This is a genomic window from Microbulbifer maximicatervae (SeqCode) (assembly GCF_052468155.1).
In genome coordinates, this window is sequence record NZ_CP174335.1 from 4400116 (window position 1) to 4422978 (window position 22863).

At 48.1% G+C, this 22863-nt stretch carries 22 protein-coding genes; 8 read left to right on the plus strand and 14 right to left on the minus strand.

The window, feature by feature from the left end; all coding sequences use genetic code 11:
* Positions 1-73: 73 nt before the first annotated feature.
* Both ACJJIY_RS18755 and ACJJIY_RS18760 read left to right on the plus strand, forming a co-directional pair.
* A complete protein-coding gene (locus tag ACJJIY_RS18755) occupies positions 74-379 on the plus strand; it encodes a hypothetical protein (RefSeq protein WP_444896837.1) in 306 nt (101 codons plus the stop codon).
* A 530-nt stretch (positions 380-909) separates the two neighbouring features.
* Positions 910-1398 carry a DUF4334 domain-containing protein gene (locus ACJJIY_RS18760; RefSeq protein WP_444896836.1) on the plus strand — a complete coding sequence of 163 codons (489 nt, stop codon included), beginning with the start codon at positions 910-912 and terminating at the stop codon, positions 1396-1398.
* A gap of 120 nt (positions 1399-1518) precedes the next feature.
* Here ACJJIY_RS18760 and ahr read toward each other — a convergent pair whose 3' ends face one another.
* The 9 genes from ahr to ACJJIY_RS18805 all read right to left on the minus strand — a co-directional run bounded on the left by ahr (position 1519) and on the right by ACJJIY_RS18805 (position 9579).
* Positions 1519-2538 carry an NADPH-dependent aldehyde reductase Ahr gene (ahr, locus tag ACJJIY_RS18765; protein ID WP_444905634.1) on the minus strand — a complete coding sequence of 340 codons (1020 nt, stop codon included), beginning with the start codon at positions 2536-2538 and terminating at the stop codon, positions 1519-1521.
* A 553-nt stretch (positions 2539-3091) separates the two neighbouring features.
* A complete protein-coding gene (locus ACJJIY_RS18770) occupies positions 3092-3487 on the minus strand; it encodes a YMGG-like glycine zipper-containing protein (RefSeq protein WP_444896834.1) in 396 nt (131 codons plus the stop codon).
* Positions 3488-3664: 177 nt separating this feature from the next.
* Positions 3665-4399 (minus strand): hypothetical protein, encoded by a 735-nt coding sequence (locus ACJJIY_RS18775; RefSeq protein ID WP_444896833.1) that lies wholly within the window; start codon positions 4397-4399, stop codon positions 3665-3667.
* Positions 4392-4907, minus strand: coding sequence for a DUF2878 domain-containing protein (locus ACJJIY_RS18780; protein ID WP_444896832.1), 516 nt, complete (start codon positions 4905-4907; stop codon positions 4392-4394). Before ACJJIY_RS18780 ends, ACJJIY_RS18775 begins: the two co-directional genes overlap by 8 nt.
* A 137-nt stretch (positions 4908-5044) precedes the next feature.
* On the minus strand, positions 5045-6313 hold the full coding sequence (locus tag ACJJIY_RS18785; protein WP_444905635.1) for a class I SAM-dependent methyltransferase: 1269 nt from the start codon (positions 6311-6313) through the stop codon (positions 5045-5047).
* Positions 6310-7107, minus strand: coding sequence for a DUF1365 domain-containing protein (locus ACJJIY_RS18790; RefSeq protein ID WP_445358589.1), 798 nt, complete (start codon positions 7105-7107; stop codon positions 6310-6312). The genes ACJJIY_RS18785 and ACJJIY_RS18790 overlap by 4 nt, the downstream gene beginning before the upstream one ends.
* A 13-nt stretch (positions 7108-7120) precedes the next feature.
* Complete coding sequence (locus ACJJIY_RS18795) at positions 7121-8371, minus strand: NAD(P)/FAD-dependent oxidoreductase (protein ID WP_445358590.1); 1251 nt, start codon at positions 8369-8371, stop codon at positions 7121-7123.
* On the minus strand, positions 8371-9150 hold the full coding sequence (locus ACJJIY_RS18800) for an SDR family NAD(P)-dependent oxidoreductase (protein ID WP_445358591.1): 780 nt from the start codon (positions 9148-9150) through the stop codon (positions 8371-8373). Before ACJJIY_RS18800 ends, ACJJIY_RS18795 begins: the two co-directional genes overlap by 1 nt.
* On the minus strand, positions 9151-9579 hold the full coding sequence (locus tag ACJJIY_RS18805; RefSeq protein ID WP_445356153.1) for a nuclear transport factor 2 family protein: 429 nt from the start codon (positions 9577-9579) through the stop codon (positions 9151-9153).
* A 254-nt stretch (positions 9580-9833) separates the two neighbouring features.
* Here ACJJIY_RS18805 and ACJJIY_RS18810 point away from each other — a divergent pair, with 254 nt between their 5' ends.
* Positions 9834-10448 carry a sigma-70 family RNA polymerase sigma factor gene (locus ACJJIY_RS18810; protein ID WP_445358592.1) on the plus strand — a complete coding sequence of 205 codons (615 nt, stop codon included), beginning with the start codon at positions 9834-9836 and terminating at the stop codon, positions 10446-10448.
* 7 nt (positions 10449-10455) lie between these two features.
* Positions 10456-11127 carry a ChrR family anti-sigma-E factor gene (locus ACJJIY_RS18815; protein WP_445358593.1) on the plus strand — a complete coding sequence of 224 codons (672 nt, stop codon included), beginning with the start codon at positions 10456-10458 and terminating at the stop codon, positions 11125-11127.
* A 24-nt stretch (positions 11128-11151) separates the two neighbouring features.
* Here the strand turns inward: ACJJIY_RS18815 and ACJJIY_RS18820 are convergent, their stop codons facing one another.
* Positions 11152-14664, minus strand: a complete 3513-nt coding sequence (locus tag ACJJIY_RS18820) for an indolepyruvate ferredoxin oxidoreductase family protein (RefSeq protein WP_445358594.1) — start codon at positions 14662-14664, stop codon at positions 11152-11154.
* A 645-nt stretch (positions 14665-15309) separates the two neighbouring features.
* On the opposite strand from ACJJIY_RS18820, the gene ACJJIY_RS18825 reads away from it, so the two are divergent.
* Positions 15310-15798: an Lrp/AsnC family transcriptional regulator gene (locus ACJJIY_RS18825; protein WP_282933267.1), complete on the plus strand. Its 489-nt coding sequence runs from the start codon at positions 15310-15312 to the stop codon at positions 15796-15798.
* Between the two features lie 176 nt (positions 15799-15974).
* Here ACJJIY_RS18825 and ACJJIY_RS18830 read toward each other — a convergent pair whose 3' ends face one another.
* Together ACJJIY_RS18830 and ACJJIY_RS18835 are read right to left on the minus strand one after the other, a co-directional pair.
* Complete coding sequence (locus ACJJIY_RS18830; RefSeq protein WP_445358595.1) at positions 15975-16676, minus strand: SIMPL domain-containing protein; 702 nt, start codon at positions 16674-16676, stop codon at positions 15975-15977.
* 408 nt (positions 16677-17084) lie between these two features.
* Complete coding sequence (locus ACJJIY_RS18835; protein ID WP_445358596.1) at positions 17085-19151, minus strand: S9 family peptidase; 2067 nt, start codon at positions 19149-19151, stop codon at positions 17085-17087.
* A 148-nt stretch (positions 19152-19299) separates the two neighbouring features.
* Between ACJJIY_RS18835 and ACJJIY_RS18840 the strand changes: the two genes are divergently transcribed.
* Entirely contained in the window at positions 19300-19809 is a 510-nt protein-coding gene (locus tag ACJJIY_RS18840) for a DUF2975 domain-containing protein (RefSeq protein ID WP_445358597.1), read from the plus strand.
* A 1-nt stretch (position 19810) separates the two neighbouring features.
* Positions 19811-20020, plus strand: a complete 210-nt coding sequence (locus ACJJIY_RS18845) for a helix-turn-helix domain-containing protein (RefSeq protein WP_445358598.1) — start codon at positions 19811-19813, stop codon at positions 20018-20020.
* Positions 20021-20176: 156 nt separating this feature from the next.
* Here ACJJIY_RS18845 and ACJJIY_RS18850 read toward each other — a convergent pair whose 3' ends face one another.
* Both ACJJIY_RS18850 and ACJJIY_RS18855 read right to left on the minus strand, forming a co-directional pair.
* A complete protein-coding gene (locus tag ACJJIY_RS18850; protein WP_445358599.1) occupies positions 20177-20821 on the minus strand; it encodes a hypothetical protein in 645 nt (214 codons plus the stop codon).
* Between the two features lie 169 nt (positions 20822-20990).
* Positions 20991-21782: a nucleotidyltransferase domain-containing protein gene (locus tag ACJJIY_RS18855; RefSeq protein ID WP_444913446.1), complete on the minus strand. Its 792-nt coding sequence runs from the start codon at positions 21780-21782 to the stop codon at positions 20991-20993.
* A 205-nt stretch (positions 21783-21987) separates the two neighbouring features.
* On the opposite strand from ACJJIY_RS18855, the gene ACJJIY_RS18860 reads away from it, so the two are divergent.
* The gene (locus tag ACJJIY_RS18860; RefSeq protein ID WP_445358600.1) at positions 21988-22836 is read left to right on the plus strand and encodes an alpha/beta fold hydrolase; all 849 of its coding nucleotides are present in this window, start codon (positions 21988-21990) and stop codon (positions 22834-22836) included.
* Positions 22837-22863 lie beyond the last annotated feature (27 nt).

The window sequence follows — 22863 nt, forward strand, 5'->3', positions numbered from 1 at the left end:
TCACCAACTATATATGACATTTGTCATCTTTTGTTGATGATTAAACTGCCCAGCTACAACGACTGGATGATAAATGTACATATTGAAATTAATCCTCCACAAGGGGGCTAAGGGTGCAACCCTATGTATGGACCTGCCTGCAGCTCATATCTTCAATAATCATGCAACAGAAACTATAAGGTATAGAAACCAACAATGGACACAGCTGCTTTATGGGCCTGATGCTCCTATAGTTCTGTATAATGCCCAGGTGGATATTATTGGTGCAAGAAAATTACTCCCACCCGCTAAAGATAAAAAATGCCCAACCTCTGTAAAAATTTGGAAGATATCAGAGTCTCTAGCAGAAATTTCACGAGCACCGGATGATTCCAGTTGAGCAGTACAAAAATACAAATGGTCAATTTGTATTACATCCAGCAGCATTGGGCACCAGATCCACCCCTCCCTGACAGGCTATATGACCAGATTTCGTCACAGCTTCCTGAAACTGTTTCCTGAAAAGGTATAAGAGATTGACTTCCCTAGCACCTGAGTAGTTCTTTGATATTTTCTATTCTTAGCTTCTGAAATATACATGAGCCCCCTAATTACCACCCTGCAAGGTCACAATGAACTCTACATAGACACGGCTATTTACTTGATTCACAGTGGTAAAGATCATGGCTTGTAATTAGGTGCAGTTCCAGGAAGGTATTAGTTTTACCCAATTCCTCAAAGAATATTGTACCGAAGACCAGTGTTTCTAGGCTCTCTGCCGGGAGGGGGTAACCATCATTGAAATCAGCGGCCAAGCACAGCAAGAATAATTGATTAAAAATATTCCTACTTCTATACTCAGTATTAGTTATGTTGGAAAGCTATTTCCCAATTACATGCTCCAGAAACATACCCTACTAAATCAAGCTCATGCACTTCTTAACCACATTAGAAAAACTTAAAAAATTGGATCAGGTAGATCCACAAGAACTGCTTGAGTTTTACGATAATCTCTCACCTATATCAATAAACTCTCTTATCGGCCGATGGGAAGCGCAAGGATTTAACACACAACATCCTTTACAGCATGAAATGGATGCAGGAAAACGCTGGTACGGCAAAGAGTTTATTAATTCTGAAACGGTCTATCCTTTACTATGCTGGGATTCAGACTTCAAATCTATCAACGCTTACGATGCCCCTTTGTTCTTCCGCACCCAACAACTACATATAACCGCAAAAGCCCAAGCCCGCCTGCGCATCTTGGAACACAGAGGGAAATCAAGTGCCACTATGATTTATGACACGATACCTATGCATGATATGATGCGAAAAGTCGATGAGGATCATATTCTAGGACTTATGGAGAGAAAAGGAATGGATGGCCGCATGTTCTTCACTATGAAAAAAACTAACTGACTTTATTGATTTCTATTGAATTGCTTCTGCCTAAATCCCAACCCCATACTTTTAACTTAAGCTCCTTTGTAGTGTGACTTTGCGCTCTCCTCACCCAGAAGCTGATCCAGTTAAATATCCCTACCCTTCCTGCGACAAAACAATCCGATACTTAGCCTTTCCTGATTTCAAATGTTCAAAAGCCGCCTCTATCTGACTCATTGGGAAAATCTCTATCTCAGGTTTAATCTTATGATGCGCCACAAACTCAAGCATGGTTTCGATGGTACCAGGACTGCCGACTGGAGATGCTGAAATTGAGCGCTGCCCAAATAACAAGGGAAATAGAGTAAATTGTATTGGGTTAGTTACAGCTCCAACAAAGTGTAAGCGCCCTTTAGGTTTCAGAGCCTGGATATACAGATCCCAATCAAGACTGACATTCACAGTCGACAGAATAAAATCAAAGCTCATTGCCGCCGCTTGAATCTCTGCGGGATCACGGGAGTTCAGTGTTTTATGAGCACCGAGAGCTAAGGCTTCTTTGCGTTTTTCCTCGCTGGATGTAAACGCGGTAACTTCACAGCCCCAAGCATGGAAAAACTTCAAGGCAAGATGGCCCAAGCCACCAATACCAATCACAGCCACTTTATCAGTGGGTTTGATATCAAATTGGACCAATGGATTGAATACGGTAATACCCGCACATAAAAGGGGGCCGGCTGATGCATAATCCACACCATCAGGGATAACAACCAGGCTACTCATGTCCGCCCTGGCTTTATCGGCAAAGCCTCCATTGGTGAGTATGGTGAACTTTGCCTCTCTACATAAGTTGAGGTCACCAATTCGGCAAGTATGGCATGTCTCACAGTAGCCTGAATTCCACCCCAATCCAACCACCGTACCCTTTTTAAGATGAGCTACTTGCTCCCCCATCGCGGTTACACGGCCGATGACTTCGTGACCGGCAACCATAGGGTACTGTCCAATACCCCATTCATTTTCAATCATGCTCAAGTCACTATGACAAATGCCACAGTACATGATTTCCAGTTCAACCTCTGTTGCACCCAACTCTCCTGCTGCAATTTGGTAGGTCTTAAATGGACCGCCGGCCTCTAAGACTGCATAGGCATTAATAGTTGATGCAGTAGACATGGCGGGCTCCTTGAAGAAAAGGAAATCACAAATGACCTTAAAAGTTTAGCCGCCATTCAGCTGTAGACTTTATTGCACCCTTACAATTTTATTTTCTAGAAACTAGTGGCCCTACTATCTAGCACAGAAATTAAAAGTGTTAACCGGGAGAAAGTAAAAGATTGAAATTAAGGAGCCTCTGAATAACTCCGTAATGCCTCTGCGGGTCTTGAAGGCTGCAGATGTTAGGCGCAGCTCGCCGCGAATGGCCGTAGCCCTTTGCAAGAGCTGCAACGCAGCAGATGTGGCCTTCAAGGCCCGCCCTTCGGGGCTTGCAGAGCGATTCACACTCCGCGTTGCGACTTCTTGAAAGGTCTAGACATTCCTGCGAAGCCGCGCCTTGATTGTGAACCGCTCTGCATGCCAGAGGTATCATGGAGTTATTCAGAGGCTCCTTAAAGCTGTAAAACAGAAAAAAGGCCGGGGGTACTTCCCCCGGCCAGTGCCAAGTCCTGTGAGGTTGCTGAATAGCAGAGGACTGATGAGAATTTGGACCGCAGTTTTACGCAGAAGATCAATTCAACACTCGATATCCGCGACCAACCAGGCAATTTTTGATGATGTAGGTTGCCTCAGAGCTCGCACTACCCGCCCCTGACAAGCCCCCAACAAGCGCGCCGGCACCGGCTCCGGCTACCGCAGCACGCCCGCTGTCACCGACTATTGCACCGAGCGCACCACCTACTACAGCACCACCCGCAGCACCGGCAGCTGTTCTGCGCCCTTGGTCACTATACGTGGAGTAAGCGATTCCCTTGCACTCTGCAAGGTCCGCTTGATACTGATTCATGTTAACGCCCCAGGTATCGATAACGATTCCACCGGCACCGGGAACCTGCTCTGGCTGATTCGCACAGCCGTAAAGCAGCGACATCATAATTCCAGCAGTTGCAGAAATAGCAGTCTTCATCAAACACCCCATATCGCTTTCGCCACAGGATAGTGAGCTTGTCACGCTTTTCTTCTTTAGGTTTAGCTGCTGGTAGAACTTGGCGCCAGTCCGGCGCCTAAAAATGAATGACCCGCTGGGCAACAAATTCAACAGGCGTAAATAGTGTTGTAGCTATTAGTGGAGGGCGCCTTTTTTCTATGGATCTGCAGGCTGGGTTCCTATAGGCAGAATTGAATATTGGTAAAACACTTCTAATTCTTGAGATTTCGCTTGTGGATCGAGGATATTTACTATGCCCTTAAAACTCTTTAATCGCCGACTCTCCGTATCGTAAGTGAGATTTAAGTCCTCTACGAAAAGGCGGATAAGAGGCTGGGCAATATCTACTCGTATACAAGTATTTTCGCCTGCCGCTTGATTACAGGATACTGCCTTAGCGCGCAGCTTTATCGATCGACCATGCAGTGGCGAAGCAAAATTGAATTTAAGAGTTTTTCCTGAGGACAATAAGTCCCAGTGGTCACGCACATAAGTATCAAAGCCTGCATCAACTACATCAACACTTCGTGCCTCTCGCAAACTTACTTTCCAGGCTTCGCCCTCGTTGGCTCTATAGCGCATCATCCACTGGCCGTCATCCCAAAGGACTTCACGGACTTCACCGTGCCTCCGATCTATTTGAGTGACACTAGGTAAGGCACTGCGACCAGCTGCGGGGCCATTTCGCTCTCGAAGGGTTTTCTCTGCTATTAAATCACCCTGGGGTGCATAGTAGAAAACAGTTATTTCGCCATTATCTTGCGAAGTATAATATTCACAGTACTGTAACTGTTGATTATCCGGATCATAGGCCAGACCTTTTACCAGGAAAGGCCCTTCATAGTGACAGTTAGTTCCGGCAATAGCCGACATCGCAATAAATTCAAGCATTGCTCACCTCTTTTTGACAAATCTCTCTTGCCAAATAGGCAAACAACGGCAGGATGCAGGCCCAAATTACACTTAATGTTCCCAGGGATTGCCACAGGGGCCTGTGCAATTCCACAGTGCCATTTAGGAATGCACCGGTAAAGTAACTAAATGGTCCGAAAAAACCACCCAGGATTACCGCCAACCATAGATTTTTCTGTAAGAAAACCAAACTGTATCGCAAGGTCATGGCAAAGTTCAACCACAGGCAGATCAGCCATAAGGGAGGCCAGGAGGAGCCACTATCATTTCGCATCACCCCCAAATGAAACAAGATAGAGTCTATAGACACACCAAAGATAAACACCCCCGCTAACCAAAGCGGTTCCCTGGGCAAATTGGCGATATAGCGCAGATGTATAAAAAGGTTCAACAGAGTAAAGGGAACCACCAACCACACCTTGGCCACTATGACGCACAGTGGCCAGGCGATATCGAAAAGTAAGGCATTAGCGACAAAACGCCACATGCAGGAGAGCCTCTGGTTGATTCCGTAATATCCTTGGGTTGCAAACTCTTAAAAAGTTTAAACAGTCTCCTGAAATCACGCCTTGATCCTGAGCCATTCTGAAAGGCAAACACTTCACAAGATTAACTTGAGAGAGTTTAGAAACTGCCCAAAAACCGAGGTTTGGCGAACACAAATTGGGCGGTACCAATCACTCGTTGCAAAAATCCCCCTTCGCAATAGCATAAATAGAATTCCCACATACGGATAAAGCGCTCATCAAAACCTAACTCGCGCACTTTGGAAATTCGCTCAAGAAATGCTTTGCGCCAGTCACTTAATGTGCGGGCGTAATGGGCGGTGATGTCTTCAAGTCCAACAATCTGCATATCTGTTGAATTGGCAATATGGTCCGCGATAACCTGATTAGATGGCAGGCAGCCACCGGGGAAAATATATCGCTGAATGAAGTCGACCTCTTTACGATACTCGTGGTAGCGCTGGTCGCGAATGGTGATTGCCTGCATCACCATCAGGCCATCTTCTTTGAGTAATTCGCTACAACCGGCGAAGAAGGTCTTGTGAAATTCGTGACCTACCGCCTCCACCATTTCAATCGATACAATTTTATCGTACTTACCTTTCAGGTCCCGATAGTCTTGTAATAGCAGGGTCACCTGCTCCTCTAACCCTTCGTGCTTCACCCATTGGCGGGCATAGTCATATTGCTCTTGGGAGATAGTAGTGGTTGTTACTTTACAGCCATAGTACTTGGCAGCATGAATGGCCATACCACCCCACCCAGTACCAATCTCAAGGAGGTGATCGGAGGGTTTTAACTTTAGCTTTCGGCAGATCAGTTCCAGTTTGTGATTAGAGGCTTCAAACAGAGTTGCATTTTCAGACGGGTAGACCGCAGATGAATACAGCATGGTCCTGTCTAAAAATAACCGGAAAAATTCATTGCCCAGGTCATAGTGTGCAGAAATATTCTTGCGTGAGCCATTGCGATTATTCGCATTTAATTGATGTAACCAGCGCAGGCCTAATCGAGGTAAATAGCTCCAACGACTATCGATGCCTTCCACCAATTCCATGTTGTCCACCATCAGGCGAATCAGGTCCACGGTATTGGTTGAGGTCCAGGCGCCCTGCATAAAGGCTTCTCCAGAACCAATGGTTCCGTTTAATAGCACCTGTATATAACTGGATGGATCATGTACGCAAATATGTGCCGAGATCTCTGCTTCTTCTGGTCTCTGGCCAAAGTGGTAACACTGCTCCCCCTCTTCGATTAGCAAGTGGCCACGATCAATACCCTTGAGTTTTTCCAACACCAGCTTGCGCGCCAGGCGAACGAGCCAGGACTGTGCCGATACTTCTGATTTTGACGACGAAGCCTGATCAACTTCCTGAACTGCTCTCATAGTTGTTTATCTCCTGCCTGAACCTCGGCGTCATCGCGAGGGTGCGAAAATACCGGGATACGCTTGACCCATAATTTCAGTGCCTGCCAATAAATGGCGGCTATAACTTTTACGGTCATCAAAGGGTACTGGATCAATATTGAATTAAGCGATCGGCCGCTAATTTCACAGCGCTGTAAACTCAGGGTTGCATCAAACATTGGGCGAGTGCCATCTTCTGTATCCTCGGCACTCGCATCAAAATTTTGCAGGTAAGCTGTCAGCTTTTCTCCAGGTTTTGTCCCCCTCCATCGATACCCTTGGGCCATGGGCATAAAAGGCGAGACATGAAATGTTTTTGCGAAGGTCGCTTTTTGCAACTTGGTATTATTACGGCAATCCAAAACATAGCTGTGACGCTCTTTCCAGGGTGTGTTGTGTACATCCAGGAGCAGCCAATCCACATTCTGGCCCTCAGCATCGAAACAATAGTAAACACTGAGTGGATTCATGTTGTAGCCAAAGTAACGCCAATTGGCCAGCAAACGAATAGGTCCCGCAGGCTGCTCTCCCGCTTCCTCCTCCACCCGCTGTCGAACTGCCTCATCAAGACTGAGGGATTCATCGCCAAAAAAATCACTGCGACAAAATCTCGCAGGTGCTCGCCGCTGGGAGGACCAAAGAGGTGAGAGCTGACAAATGGCTTCCACCTCTGCCAGATCGACGTACATCATAAAAACCTGGTAGCGAAACTGATGAGCTCTGGGCGCGAAGCGCCGGTGTTCCACCCAACCGGTATAAATCGCACTTTCCATGATACCGGCCTCCTTACCAGTCAACACCCAACCCCCGAGCCACTCGCAGCGCACTCGTTACGCCATCTTCATGAAATCCATTTGCCCAATAAGCGCCACAGAACCAGGTGCGGTTAACGCCATTAATACTATCCCACTGCTGTTGCGCTCGTGTTCCGGCCACAGAGAACTGGGGATGGGAGTATTCAAAACGACCGAGCACAGACTTGGGATCGATACGCTCTTCGGCATTCAGAGTGACACAATACGTTTTCTCTGTATTCAATCCCTGAAGTATATTCATGTTGTATGTCAAAACAGGCAGTGCATCCTGTTCACTGCGCAATTGGTAATTCCAACTCGACCAACTGCGACGGTGACGGGGTAGTAAGGTGCTGTCTGTATGCAGGACCACGGCATTTTTTGCATAGGGTATAGCCCCCAGGATTTTTTGCTCACTGCCGCTGGGGTCGGTCAAACATTGAAGGGCCTGATCGGAGTGGCAAGCGAAAACAACGGCATCAAACTCCAAATTTTCCCCTGCTGCGGTGCGAACATTCACACCTTCCCTGCAGCGTTGCACGGCCTCAATGGGCGTAGATAAGCGAATTTTATCGGCGAAAGATTGTATTAACGGATCAATATATTCACGCGACCCACCCTTAATCACTCGCCACTGCGGACGACGCACCAGGTTGAGCAGGCCGTGATTGACAAAGAAGCGGACAAAGAAACTAACAGAAAACTCCAGCATTTGCGCCACACTGGCAGACCAGATAGCAGAGCCCATAGGTACCAAATAGCGATTGGCGAATTCCGCGGAGTAACCGTTCGCAGGTAGATACTCACCCAGGGTCAATGTCTCGCCCAGCCTCCCCTCCTGCCAGTCGCGGAGGGCATTACGATTAAAGCGCACAATGTCCCAGAGCATACGCCAGTGCCCAGCGCTGACGATGTTCGAGCGCTGTGCAAACAGGCTGTTGAGATTGTTACCCGCATATTCAAACCCCTCCTGATCGCAGCGCACACTAAAGCCCATGGAGGTGGGTTGGGATTGAACTCCCAGCTCTTTAAGCAAGCGAATAAAATTCGGATAGGTCCAGTCGTTGTATACAATAAAGCCGGTATCCACTGCTAACCGGCGTCCCCCCTCGTCAATATCAACCGTAGCGGTATGCCCTCCCAGGCGCGCCTGTGCTTCAAACAGGGTGACATCGTACTTTCGATTCAATAGATAAGCGGCAGTAAGACCGGCAATGCCGCTGCCAACAATAGCGATTCGCATCAATTCTTCCTTAGAGTGCGGATTCTTGTCATTTGGGGTACGCAAAAACGGAACCAGATTGAGCTAAAAAAACCCAGAAACCGCAGAGGCCAACTGAGCCGTTTGGGAAAATCGACTGTATGCCCAACACCACAGAGCCCCTGTTCAATACGCTCGGCGGCCTGCTCTGGAGTCATTAAAAAAGGCATGTCAAAGTCATTGCGCTGGGTAAGGCGGGTATCGACAAACCCCGGGCGAATGTGGACCACTCGAAGTGGAGTAAGGCTGGTATCGGCGCGCACCGACTCCAGAAAATAGGCCACCGCCGCTTTGGAACTTCCATACGCTTCGGCGCGGGGAAAAGGCACCACTGACGAGAGACTGCCGAGCGCAGCAAATACCGGAGATCGACTTGCGGCTAACAGTGGCTGCGCGCACTTCAAGGTATTCACCAAGGCAAAGAAATTGCCATCAAAAACCCGTCGGTACATGGTGACATCCAATTGAAGGTCGTCGTCATATTCACAGGTACCAGCGCAAGCAATCACCATATCCAGGTGATCTGTGAAGTCCGCTAATCGCCGAGTAACACCCGGCATCACCGCATCATCACTAAGATCACAGTCCAAAACCCTGAGGCGACTGGGGGCTATGTTCTGTAACTCCGTCAGCGCATCGAGCCTGCGACTGCTGGCAATCACAAAATTATTCTGTTCCACCAGGCGCAATGTAAGCGAGCGTCCGATACCTGAGCTAGCACCTGTGATCCAGATGGTTTTATCGCGAATCCCCTGGGACACTTAATTGCGCTCCAATCGCGACTTGATAAAACCAATACACGAGCCCAATACCGGCACCTGCTCGTAGACCATGGCACCCATATCGTAAAAGTCCTCGTGGTAGTGAATCTTATCGGTGTAACGCAATAGGCTACAGCCACGAAGCTGTAATGGGCGTCCACCTTTGAGTGATTGGTGTCGGTAGTGCATGGTCCACGAAAGGCAGGCGCTGCCCTCGCCCACCACCGGCAGATCATCAAATTGGAAGCGGCACTGGGTAAGCCCCCTGCTCATTCCCGCAAAGTAACTCTTTAAAGCAGGCAATCCCTCTATCCGATGCAACGGGTCACAAAAAATGACATCGTCGCTATATAGTGATCCAAGGCTGCCAGTTTCCTGCATCAGGAAGTCTTTGTAGTACTCCTCTAGCTCCTCAATCAACGCGCTCATCATCGGATTCCTTACTGTTCAAGCTGCAGATAAATACGCCACACCCCATCGGTTGGATCACCGCTTAATAAAAGGTAGGCCAGGGAGATCCAGTTATGCCCCCTCTGCGTAAGTAGTTATCAGACAACTTGGAAGTCTCCCCCTGAGAGTCTGTTGCAGAGTGTGGTACACGGATGTACCACAACAGGTCTCAACACTAATTTCCACACATGCTTAATTGCGTGAGTATCGACAACGACAGAAAGACCGTTAACATGGCGCATAGCCCCCAAGCAAAAAGTGAAATACGCCCGGTGAAACTGCCACAAAGAGAGGACCAGGACTGGAGTGCCCTGCTGACGCGAGTCGGTGCTGAGCGTGATCGCCAGTCCTTTGAGCAGCTCTTTCACCACTTTGCCCCACTAATTAAGGGTTTCCATCACAGCCGCACCACTCAGGCAATTAGCGCTGAAGCCGCCGATGAGCTAGTTCAGGAAACCCTGTTTAAAGTCTGGCGCAAGGCCCCCAGCTTCGATGCTAGTAAGGCTTCTGCCAGCACCTGGATATTCACCATTATGCGCAACACTCGTATCGACATGTTGCGCCGCAACGGGCGTCATCAAAACGCCGAGATTATTGAAGCCATGGATGTTTGGGATGAAACCCCCGAAAACCAACCGTTAATATTTCTACAGAGAAGACGCAACGAAAAGGAAGTTGCGGACGGCCTGCACAGCCTGCCGGCAGAACAGAGCCACGTCTTGGAAAAGGCGTATATGGAGGGAAAATCCCACAGTGAGATATCCAAGGAGCTGGAATTACCATTGGGCACGGTAAAGTCCCGCGTGCGACTGGCCCTAAAGAAGTTACAAGCGAGGTTGGCCAAGTAGGTTTAGTATGATTCGCCACCACCCCGATAAAAATTTACTCCTTGAATACGCTTCCGGCAGCCTGCCCAAAGGCGCCAGCCTGGTCGTTTCCGCCCATATACAAATGTGTGCCGAGTGTCGCGCTCAATATCAAACCATGAACACCCTGGGTGGCTCCATTCTGGAGTCCTGTGCACCACAGGCCGTAAACGATGAGGCTTTCCAACGCCTGATGGGACGTATTGATCAAGCAGCTGAACCGGAGCAACAAGTGGTTCCCGAGAGATCCAAATCCACGGAGCCCATGCTGGCGGATGCGCCGCCAGTCGTGCACAAGCTGCTGGAGAAAAATCCCCGGATCAAGTGGAAAACTATCGCGCCCGCCCTAAAAATGTGTCGACTAAAAACCGGGCAGGATCAATATGAAGTGAGCTTTCATCGCCTGAGTTGTGGCGGCAAAGTTGCTGAGCACGATCACCGGGGCTACGAACTCACCCTGGTTCTGTACGGCAGCTTCTCTGATAGCGATGGTGTTTATAGTCCAGGGGACTTTCTGTTGCGGGAACCCGGCGACGTGCACCGCCCGACGGTCACAGAAGATCAAGAGTGCCTGTGCTTCTCTGCAGTACAGGCACCGGTGGCGATTACCGGTGTCAGCGGCTGGTTGCTAAACCGCCTTATCCCGTTTCGTCCGGGCTGACACCGATTAAAAGAGCTGCGGCGTCTAGGACGCCGCCAGAGAAGTCGGCTCTTGCTCCCCATCCACAAATACTGCAGAAAGCTCATCCCAACGATCGCTGACCGCCGCAAATTTTTCCTCGCGCACATGGCCATAGCCTCGCACTTGAAGGGGGATTTCGAGCAGCTCTTGTGCCTCTGGCAGGTTTTCGCCGGACAGATGCGCGGCCACGCTATCAACTGCTTTGGCCACCTGTTGGGCCCAGCGGCGTTCAGCGCGGCGCTCCTGGGTGTAACCGAAGACATCCAGTGCAGTACCGCGAAGAACTTTACCCTTAGCCAACAGCGGCATCAGCTTGCCCATCCAGGGGCCAAACTGCATTTTGCGCACGCGACCACTGCTATCGGGGCGCGCAAGAAGCGGCGGCGCCATATGGAATTTCAGGGTGTAGTCGCCGCTGAATGTCTCACGTAGCTGTCGCTTGAAATCTTCACCGGTGTAGAGGCGCGCCACTTCGTACTCATCTTTATAAGCCATCGCTTTATAAAGGCTGCGCGCACCTATTCGGGTGAGATCGCCCCGAGCAGCTGGCAGTGAGGACTCTGCTTTGCGCAGCGCCTCTATATGGCGAAGGAATTCTGCCGCATAGGCCGGGCTTTGATAGTCGCGAAGCTCTGCCGCCAATCGCTCCAGCAACTGCTCCACCGACTCCTCAGGCTCCACCAATTTCACCGGCTTGGCCGGCACTGCCAATTGCTCGATCGCTTTAGGGTTTTCCGCCAGCAAACGGCCCGCGCGGAAAGCGCGCAGATTATTCTCTACCGCCACGCCATTGAGCTCAATGGCCCGTTCCAAGGCCGCTTCACCGATTGGCAGCAGTCCTTTCTGGCAGGCAAAACCCATAATCATCAAGTTACTGGCTACGGTATCGCCAAACAGTGCCTGGGCATATTTATTCGCATCAAAGGCAAAATACTCCACACACAGGGACTCAATACTCTGTTGGGTCGCATCGGCGGGGAATGCCAACTCGTTGTCGCGAACAAAGGCCGCTACCGGTACTTCAGCAGTATTTACCAGGGCACGCATTTCGCCGGTGGCAAATTTGGTCCGCTGGCCAGCAGCGGTGACCATATCGCAGCCTAATAACAACTGCGCCGCACCATCGCGAATACGAGCGGTGGTAATCGCCTCGGGGTTTTCTCCCACTTTTACATGAGCCACCACGGCACCATTTTTTTGTGAGAGACCGGTAAAGTACAAAGTTGTACTGCCCTTCTCTTCCAGGTGCGCCGCCATACCCAGCAGTGCCGCCACGGTAAGTACACCACTGCCACCAATGCCGGCCACCAAAATACTGAGGGGCTGGGCCAGAGTCGCGACCGGCGCAGAAGGTAATCCGGCAATAGCCACGTCCAAGGCATCCGCCAGGGACTGCACCGGGGGCTTTTTCAGTTCTCCCCCTTCCACAGTGACAAAGCTCGGGCAGAAACCATCGGCACAGCGCATATCCTTGTTGCAGCTGGACTGGTTGATCTGACGCTTGCGCCCCAACGGGGTTTCCAGCGGCTCCACGGCAATACAGCTGGACTGCACACTGCAATCGCCACAGCCTTCGCAGACCCGGTGGTTAATCAGCAGTCGCTGGGATGGATCGACCATCTGTTTTTTCTTGCGGCGGCGGCGTTTCTCGGCCGCACAAACCTGCTCATAAATAATCGCCGTCACACCGGCAGTTTCCCGCAGGCGACGCTGCACGGCGTCCAGCTCAGAGCGGGGAAGAACTTCTACGGCAGTGGGCAGTTGGCTGCGGTGTTCACGCCAGTGGTCGGGGTTCTCGGTCAAAAGAACGACTGTGCCAACTCCCTCGGCCAGCAACTGTGCAGCCAGGGACGGAGCATTAACTTCGCCATCGGCGGGTTGGCCACCGGTCATGGCCACCGCATCGTTCAGAAGAATTTTGTAGGTGATATTCACCTGGCTCGCCACGGCCTGGCGAATGGCCAATAGCCCGGAGTGGTTGTAGGTTCCATCGCCCATATTCTGGAAAATATGCTCGGCGCTGGAGAAACGGTGCAGTCCTACCCATTGGGCGCCCTCGCCTCCCATATGGGAATAGGTATCGGTGCGCAGGCCTTTACCCAAAGCCATAATATGACAGCCAATACCGGCACTCCCCAAACTGCCTTCTGGCAATTTGGTGGAAGTGTTATGAGGACAACCTGCACAGAAAATGGGTTCACGAGCCAACAAGCCCTGAGCCTTTGCAGCGACATTGCCCCCCAGTTTTTCTGCCAGGGGAATCAGCTGTGCCGCCAGTTCAGTATCCACCAGCCAGCGGGCAATAGCCTTGGCCACCTGATCCGGGCCAAAGCCCCACACTGCCGGCAACAGATCCTTGCCATCCAGGTCTTTCTTGCCGACTACCTTCGGACGATAACTATCTTCCCAACCGTAGAGCAGGTTTTTCAGCTGATCCTCCACCAGAGGACGCTTCTCCTCGACTACCAGCAAGCGCTCCATGCCCTTGGCGAACTCGCTGATGCCCCTAGGCTCCAGCGGCCAGGACATCGCCACTTTATAGATGGAGATGCCTGCTGAGTTCAGATCTGCCTCTGATAAGTTGAGCAGTTTCAAGGCTTCAAGCAAATCACCGTGGGCCTTACCCACCGTTACAATGCCGAAGCGTTTTTGCTCCGCACTGTGGGTGGTTTTATCCAGGCGGTTGGCATAGGCGAATGCCTTGGCTGCAGGCAAACGCTCCTCCAGCATACGACGCTCATACTCGAGGCGCTCGGCAGGCCAATTCAGGTGGGGATCGTAGTTCAGGCCGTGTGGCGGGATTGGGAAGTCAGCTGGAATTGTAAACTGGGGCAACTCCGGCACAATCAAGGAAGCACCGGCCTCTACAGTTTCAGTAATTGCCTTAAAGCCCACCCACAAGCCCGAAAAACGGGATAAGGCAATGCCCGCGAGGCCCAGGGTCAGGTACTCATCAATGGAGGACGGAAATATCAGCGGCATCATTACCGACTCAAAAATCTGGTCGGTATTGTGGGAAAACATGGAGGATTCTGCTGTGTGGTCATCCCCACACAACGCCAAAACACCACCTAGTTTTGAGGTACCCTGAATATTGGCTTGGCGGAAAACATCTGCGGTGCGATCTACACCGTGGCCCTTGCCATACCAAATAGAAAAGACGCCATCTTTCGTTGCCTGCTGGCGATAGTGATCCAGCAACTGGGTACCCCAAATATTGGTCGCCCCCAGGTCTTCATTAATGCCCGGTTCAAAATGGATTTCCCGCTCGGCCAATAGCTTCTTGTGCCGCCACAGGGCCTGGTCGTAACCGCCCAATGGGGAACCGCGATAACCGGAAACAAAGCCAGCTGTATTGAGGCCCGCCAGCTCATCCATGCGCTTCTGCATTAAGGGCAAACGAACCAGGGCGTCAATTCCGGTCAGGAATACACGGCCAGATTCACGGGTAAAAGCCGCTTTCAGCGAATACTCGCTATCAAAGCCCAATTCCTGATCGCCTTCGACCATTGCCATGGGTACCACCTATTTTATCTTTATTGCTTTATTGCTTTCATCACTCTAGTTCTCGACGCCAGTAACATGTCGCGAAAATATTCGCGGCATCTCCCGAGTTACAGCAGAACAGACCAGAGCTGTTTAATAGCGCTAAAATTAACACTGCCCGGCAGAGCAGGTCATACCAAAATTGGCCCAACTCAGGCATAATGCCGCCATAACTCGCTAAAGATGACCAGCTACTGGCAACAAATCACTCAAAATGAAGTATTTTGGGGGATACAACGGAAAGGAGATGCCCTCTTATGGTGCTCGCCTCTGGCCTTCACACTTTGCGTGACTAAATAAGCGCCAAAGGTTCAGCTTTTTGAGAGGCATAGCCTGGAACTGATCAGGGGATATCAGTTTCCGCCCGTTTACAGCTAACCAGTATCAACCGGTTGGGCAACGTACCCATTAGCGGGAAATTAATAAAAAACGAGAAGGTCTCACAAAAGATGCGCAGCATAGGAAGCTACTGCCATAACAAACCAAAAAAAACCATGTACGCAATGCACACAATTTACCGGAGAACGCTGGGAAGCAAAGATTCACTGGCAGGTTGATGATTAGCAGCCGGCGATACCGGCGTACGTTCAGAGAGATGAGATACGGAATATAACCATGGCCTATTTACTGGATGCCATCGACAAGAAAATTCTGGAAATCCTTCAACAGGATGCCACCATTCCAAATATTGAGCTTGCAGAAAAAGTCTGCCTCTCACCCTCCCCCTGTTCACGGCGGGTTAAAAATCTAAACGAGCAAGGGTTTATAAAACGCGCAGTTACCCTGCTTGAACCGGAAAAGGTTGGGTTGCCGGTAAGTGTATTTATCCAGGTTACTCTTAACCACCAAGTGAAAAAAGAGTTACAGGACTTCGAATCAGTTATTGGCCAATGGCCGGAAGTGATGGAGTGCTACCTGATGACCGGTGATTTCGACTACCTGCTGCGAGTTGTTGTACCCAATTTGCAGGCCTATCAGGAATTCCTGGACAAAAAACTCACTGAGCTCCCAGGAATCGATCATATTAAAAGCAGCTTCTCTTTGAAGCAGGTGCGGTACCGCACTGAGTTGCCGCTGGATCAATTGCTGGAAAGCCAAAATTAACTTTCTGCTAATCGAATCAACTGCAACTGCCTTTTGTTGATTACTTCACGGTCATAAAGCTACCATCTCAAGCTATTGAGAAAAGATAACAGTTTAAGGCGCGTTATCTTAGCTTTATGCCCCCTCTCGAAAGGGCACCACAAGGACTACCAGTACGGCAGTCCTTCTCGAGAGTTTTACTTGAGCTGAAACTCGACGTAAATCTCCGATGATACTTTTACATTGCCTGGCTTGAACTCGTACTGTGTGCTTTTTATATTTGAGGCACGTCTTTTGCTGCCAGTTACTACGACTTCTTCGAGGCTGTACTGGCGACGTATATTCTGCTTGCCTATTTGGTGCACCTTATCTAATTCAGCCCCAAACTGCTTGGCCAAGAACTCAGCGTTAGATTTTGCTGATTGAGCCGCATTAGCCAAAGCCTCTCGTTTTAACTCTTCATAGTTAGATACATCTGGTTTTATGCTATCTATTTCTGATACATGACTATCTACCAGGGCTTGGATTACCTCACCGTAAAGGCTGACATCTCGAATGACGATATCAATATCCCTACGCACCAAATGACCTATGATAAAGGCATTTCCATTATCATTATAATCTTCAGCTGTTTCGATATTCAGTGAAGAGGATGTTATGTCTTTTTCGGCAATACCAAGTTTTAACAGTGATTGCACTGACAACGATGAAATCTCATCAACTTCTGCCTTGGCTTCAGATGGATCGTTCTTACTCAGACTGAATACGTTGTACCCAATACGAATAAGATCAGGCACAGCCTCGACCACTCCCGAGCCTTCAACAGCAATAATTCTTTCTTCAGCAATAGAGAAAGAGCCTAACAAAGACAGTATTATTAATGCGGCTACTTTATTCATTCTTATCCCTTGCTCAATATTGTCTCGTAATTGGGGTAGGCCCGCACTCCACGATGCCCGACTAGGTACACAGGTTACATAACATGAAAGCTCAATTCTTTCCTTCTCTCTAATTGCCTGTCAGTTCCGGCAGCCCAGGTCCCTACGGTATCTATTTGGTCATATTCTGTAAAGGGCAGGTCCCTTACTTAACCTCCATGGTCCGCTCAATGATTTAACCTTCTTTCTTACTAAAAAAATTACCACTGGGTCAATTGCTGGAAAGCCAAGGCTGAGCCCCTTTTGACGCCTGCATTCTTGCAGGCGTCGATTCAACCTTGCCTTTAACCGTCGCAAAATTGTGCGGGTTACTTAAGCCAATTAATTGGAACTTTATTAGCGACCCGCCCCATTAATTATCTATAAAAATTACTTCTCAGATAAGCTTGAGATATCAACTTCAAGACCAGCCAGATGCGTAGCAACTTGATCCGACACCAATGGACTCACCTCCCCACCTAAGTGTTCTGCCAGGAAGTCTTCTGTTTTTATTAAAAGTGCCAACTTGTTGATGCGCTTGCTAAATCCATGCCCTTCATCTTTTGCCAAGATATACTCAACATCCAACCCGTTTTCATACATTTTTTTGGCGATTTGATCAGACTCTACCTGGGTAACACGAGGATCATTAGCCCCTTGAACCAGCAGTAAAGGTGCCTTGATTCGATCGGTATAGTTCAACGGAGATCGAGATTGCATTTCCTCCCGATCACTCTCAATCAAAGGATCTCCAACCGCTTTAAACCAATTGGAGATAAAGGGGCGATAATACTCCGGAAACGATTCAAGCAAAGTAATCAAGCTAGAGGGACCAACAAACGATATTGCTGCGGTATATGTATCAGGCGTAAATGTTAGTCCTGACAAAGCCGCATAACCTCCATATGAGCCCCCCATGATTGCTACTCTATCGCTGTCAGCAATTCCCTGCTCAATCAAGAACTCTACTCCATCGGTCAAGTCATGCTGCATCGCACCTGTTCCCCACTCGCGATTACCCAGAGCGATAAAAGTCTCACCAAAACCTGTGGAGGCACGGAAGTTTGGCTGCAAGACCGCATAACCGCGATTCACTAAAAACTGCGCTAGGCGCGTCATAAATCCATCGCTGAGCTTCCAGTAATCCCTGGCCCAAGGACCGCCATGAGGCAGAACAACCAACGGCAATTGCTTGCTCTTCCCTTTGGGTAAAGTGAGATATGCCTGAATAGTAATACCATCACGCGCGGTATAGGTTATTGAACGTTTTTCTGACAAAAATTTAGGGTCCAACTGTGAATCTTTGTCAATTAAACGTACCAGTGATTGGTCTGACTGCTGATATCTATAAAATGCACCAGGATCGATATCGCTGGCGATCTCTAACAACCAAACTCCAGTTTCTTCATCCATGGAAACAACGTCTATTTCCACCCGACGACTAAAGTTACTGGTGATATTTTGCCAGTGCTTTTGGAAACTCTCATCAACAGGATAATCTTCTCGATAACCATAATAATAAGAAACCAGCTGGAGCTCACCCTCCTTATTAAACAGGGTTTTATACACATCTGACCTTTGATTAGGATCTTGGTGAATGGCTGCTATTTTTCCTGAAGTTAAATCTAACTGTTTTACCCCAGAGGTATCTGCCCTACCAAAACTTGATTCAAAAAATAGACTGCCAATTTCTGAATTATAGCTCGACAGAGATAGTATTTCCCCCGGTTCCGTCTTTAGTACACCTTCCCAGGAGCCGCCTTTGCGAACAAATAGTTCTTTTGACGTATCAGGGTTGGGTCGCACACCAGCAACCGGAACTCCTTCATCATCAATTAAAACATCATAAAATCGATGAGTATTTTCCATCAAAAATGTTAATTCACCCGTCTCAACATTGAGCTCATAAAAATTCATATTCTTCGGGTCATCATGATTGGCTATCAGTGTCAGTGAATCCTGATTTTCCGAAGATTGCCCTAAAACCATGTAATTTGCAGAATCGTTTGGGGTTAATTTTTCGGTGCCAATCAAGTTTAAGCTTTTGCCTTCAACATTCAGGTCCAATCGATAAACCTGGTGTTGCTCATTCCCATCCACATCTTTTAAAACGAATAACCCAAGCCGATGCTTATCCCAGAAAAAAGCATCAACACCATCTACAAACTCTGTTAGCGCAAATGCATCTTTGCTTGCCCCATCAGCCGACATCACATATATATTTGGCGCTCCATTATGCTGCTGAAGCCAGGCTAACCATTGTCCATCTGATGACAGATTAACGTCCTTGATAGCAGACTCATTAAAGAGGCTCTCGACAGAAATCAACTCCTGCTCGTTAACTTTTGTCGCCCCCTCTTCCTGGGAAGCATTCATACTGCAACCGCTAAATGCAATCGCAAGACTCAAACTGCAGATAGCCTTCTTTATTGAACTGTTACGAATGTGCAACTTCATATGCTTTAACTCCTTGTTAGCTGTCAGTGTCGACTATTGGAAATACTGTAAAGCAGCTATAAATTATTGTAAAGCAATAATTTATAGCTGCTTTAGATAAATCTCTTATTGCACTATAATGTCGACTCTTTCCAATGGAGCAAACCTGGTGAGCCAGAAGATTCAGGTATTAGGCACTCGTCTGCGCTGGAGTGTATTAATAGTCAGTTTGGCCGCAGCCTGTTGGCTGCTTATCAACTTTTTCCTTTTCGACAAGAATCTGTTCAATAGCAGCAATCTTCTGTTCCAGGAAATGTGGGCAGAGGCGAGCAGGTACAGACCTCTACTCCTGCTTGGCCAACTACCATTCTTTTTACTTTTTGGGTTATTTACTTACTGGTTATGGCGGCTTTTTGGCCAGTATGCAAAAGGTGACTTTTTTGGGCGGGAAAGTGATCGCTGCTACCTGTGGTTGATATGGCTGTATGGAGTTTTTATTCCATTGCGGGTGATGGAGTCAATATGGATTAGCTACCTATCCCACTTGCACGGCAATGAGCTTACTTTGCTCATTGAGTTTGATATAGGCAGGATATTTACTCTATTTGTTTTGGTGAGCATTCTTTATATCTTGCGCGCCGCAAAACAAATTGACCAAGAAAACAAAGAGTTTGTTTAGCATGGCAATTATTGTCAATTTGGACGTTATGCTGGCTAAACGTAAAGTCAGCTCGAAATCACTGGCGGCTCAGATTGGAATCACCGAAGCCAACTTATCCCTATTGAAGCGCGGCAAAGTGAAAGGAGTAAGGTTTGATACTTTGGCGGCAATCTGTGAAGCACTTGAGTGTCAGCCTGGCGATATTCTTGAGTTTAAACCAGACGAGTAAGATTATTACGAGAGCCCATTGGGCTCTCTAACACTCGGTTTAACCTTGTTCAGCAGTGAAGCAAGCCATTCACTCCAAGGTAAAATTCGCGTACTGAGCTAGAATACCCGCCCAGGTCTTCTCAATTTCTGGCAGTAAGTCCTGAAACGCGGCTTTCTATGTCGCAACTCGTAAATCATCAACCGCATCCGAGGTACTCCAAACACTAGCACTCGTACTGTCTGTTGCTGTGGCTTCAGAAATACCGAACAGATACTCGGTGCGGACATCAAAAAATGCTGCCGAGACTGTGGTTGTTACCTTTACCTCCTTATTCTTTAAAAAACCCAGGGAGATAACATTGAGTGGTGCAAATTTCTGCTCACCGGCATGAAAAGAAGTATCAAAAGTATACACCAGCAAAATATCAGCTTTTAGCCGCGCCGAAGCCTTCCGAAGTGACCGTACTGAGTCTAGATTGGTCGGCAGAAGGATTTTATTAAGCGGCGCTACATTGGATACTGCCGGTAGCTGCGATAAACGAAGAAAATCTCCCTCAGTCTCCACCTCCCGAGTCGTAACAACACTGTAGCGACCTGTGCCAAAGCTATTGAGCCGGTATGATTGGTACCCTGGTGCCTGAACTCGGGCAATCGAGATATTTGCAGGGAATGGCGTTGCTGGCTCTTTAGACATCAATTCATTGATATCGGCATCCGCCAGTTCACTCAGATGTACCGAGCCTCCAGGAGTAGTATATGAAGCACAGCCACCCAGAGCGAATAAGGCAGCCAGTAGTAGCACTTTCGTACACATATTCATCGGGAATCCCTTTCGAAATTAGGTGAGATATAACGTTATCACAAGGTAACAGGTGGCTATATAGTTACCTGTTAATTCAGGCTAATCCCCACAACTGCTCTTCCCGCTACTCGCCAAACCCTATGCGCACCGCCTATGCACAAAATTCCAATCCGCCTGATTTAAAAGACTATACACCAACCACTTTACGAAAAAGCCTGTCAAACTCTGGAAGATCCAATTTTGGCCTTTCCTCTATAGAATTGGCACCAGATCTATCCAGATTTTCCTGTATCCAGCCATCCAGTTTGCCATCAACGGCTATCAAATCGCCCTCTTCAAGCTCCTTCTTTTTCAAAATCAAACTGGAAAGAATATCCAGAAGCCACTCACTTCCTGAGGAAGGCAACAACTCGTTATACATATGACTAAAGTCCACAGGAGGAATTTTTGTAAACTCTTTTATATACAGGGCATTAAGCAGTGAACGCAGAACATAAAGTAACTTCTTGACCTTAATCTCTTTAAAGCCTCTATCACCCTCCTGAATAAATCTGGAATAAGTATTAAATCCCATACTGACATAGTGATGAGCTAGAGCTCGCGGCTGCCAACATTTTAAAGCCAAATCTTGCAATGACTCCAAAATATCTTCATTTCTAAAATAGACCTTTGGAGAAAATAGCCACTCGATTAAAGTGGGGTTACTTGCCCTCATTAAAGTTAAAGTCTTCTTGATATCCCAGCCGACCAAGTCCAGTTCATCACCAAGTTTTTTATCAAATGGAACCTCAACAACATCTCTGGGAGTACCTATAGTGAGATATTGCTGAATATTACGTTTGTAGATAAACCTTACATCCCAGTCACTATCAGGGGACTCAAATCCCCATGCGCGGCTTCCTGACTCACAGGCATAGATAATTTCAATATCTCGCTCTACTTCCAGTGATTTCAGACGGTCCTTTATCAGCGATTCCATATACATCCACCTGCTACGTCAAAACAAATCAACTATACCCGAAAAGCTCGTTGATTACTCTTAGGAGACCTATCGGTTTACTCTCATAAGAGAGACATTTGGGCAGCTGTCTCTCTCTCCTAACAACTGGACTAGGAAATGTTAAACATAAACCTCTAATAGACTATGATAAGCGCTAAAAAATGGCTCCCAGGAAGCTAGCCCCATGGACAGAAATCCAAAAGACTCTATCACTGTAAACAACCACTCTATCTCTTATTTCCAGGAGGGACAGGGAGAACCCATTGTTTTTGTACATGGTGCTCTGGCCGATGCTCGTATGTGGCAAGAACACTGCAAAATTCTATCAAGTGAATTTAGAGCGATTTCATTCACCCAAAGGCATTTCGGTAACCCGGGTAACCCTTCAGAAGGCCCCTTTGGAATTGATACCCATGCAGCAGACCTGGTAGGGCTGATTGAGGCACTAGATATAGGTCCTGTCCACCTAGTAGGATGGTCCTATGGTGCCGATGTGAGCTTAAATGCTGCTATAAAGGCACCTAAATTAATCAAAAGTCTGTACCTTTATGAGCCTGGATATCCGGGATACATTGAAAACAATGACATGGAAGAGTATCGCCGAGATGCTGAATCTATGTTTGCAGAAATTTTTAAAACAACAGCTGAGGGTGAACTGGATACTGCCGTTAAACTACTAATCGACGGCTCTGGGAATCAAGCAGGCTACTTCTCTCAGCAGCCCCTTAAATATCGTGTACAGCAGCTGGATAATGCCTACACCCTACCTCTGCAGCTTAATCAAACTGAACAACCCGCACTGAACCCAACTAGTCTTTCAGGCATATCTATTCCAGTTTCCGTGGCCTACGGCAGCAATACTCGCCAGCTATTTAGAACTGTATCGCTTGCGGCGGGTACATTGATTCCAGATGCTCATCCACAAGAGATAAGCTCAGCAAATCATATGCTGCCTCTGGAAGATCCTGCACACTTCTGCCAACTTGTGAGAGAAAGCATTGCTAATTGCTGTGACCAGCAACCTGTAACTTAATAATAAAGAGCAGGGAAAGAATACCTA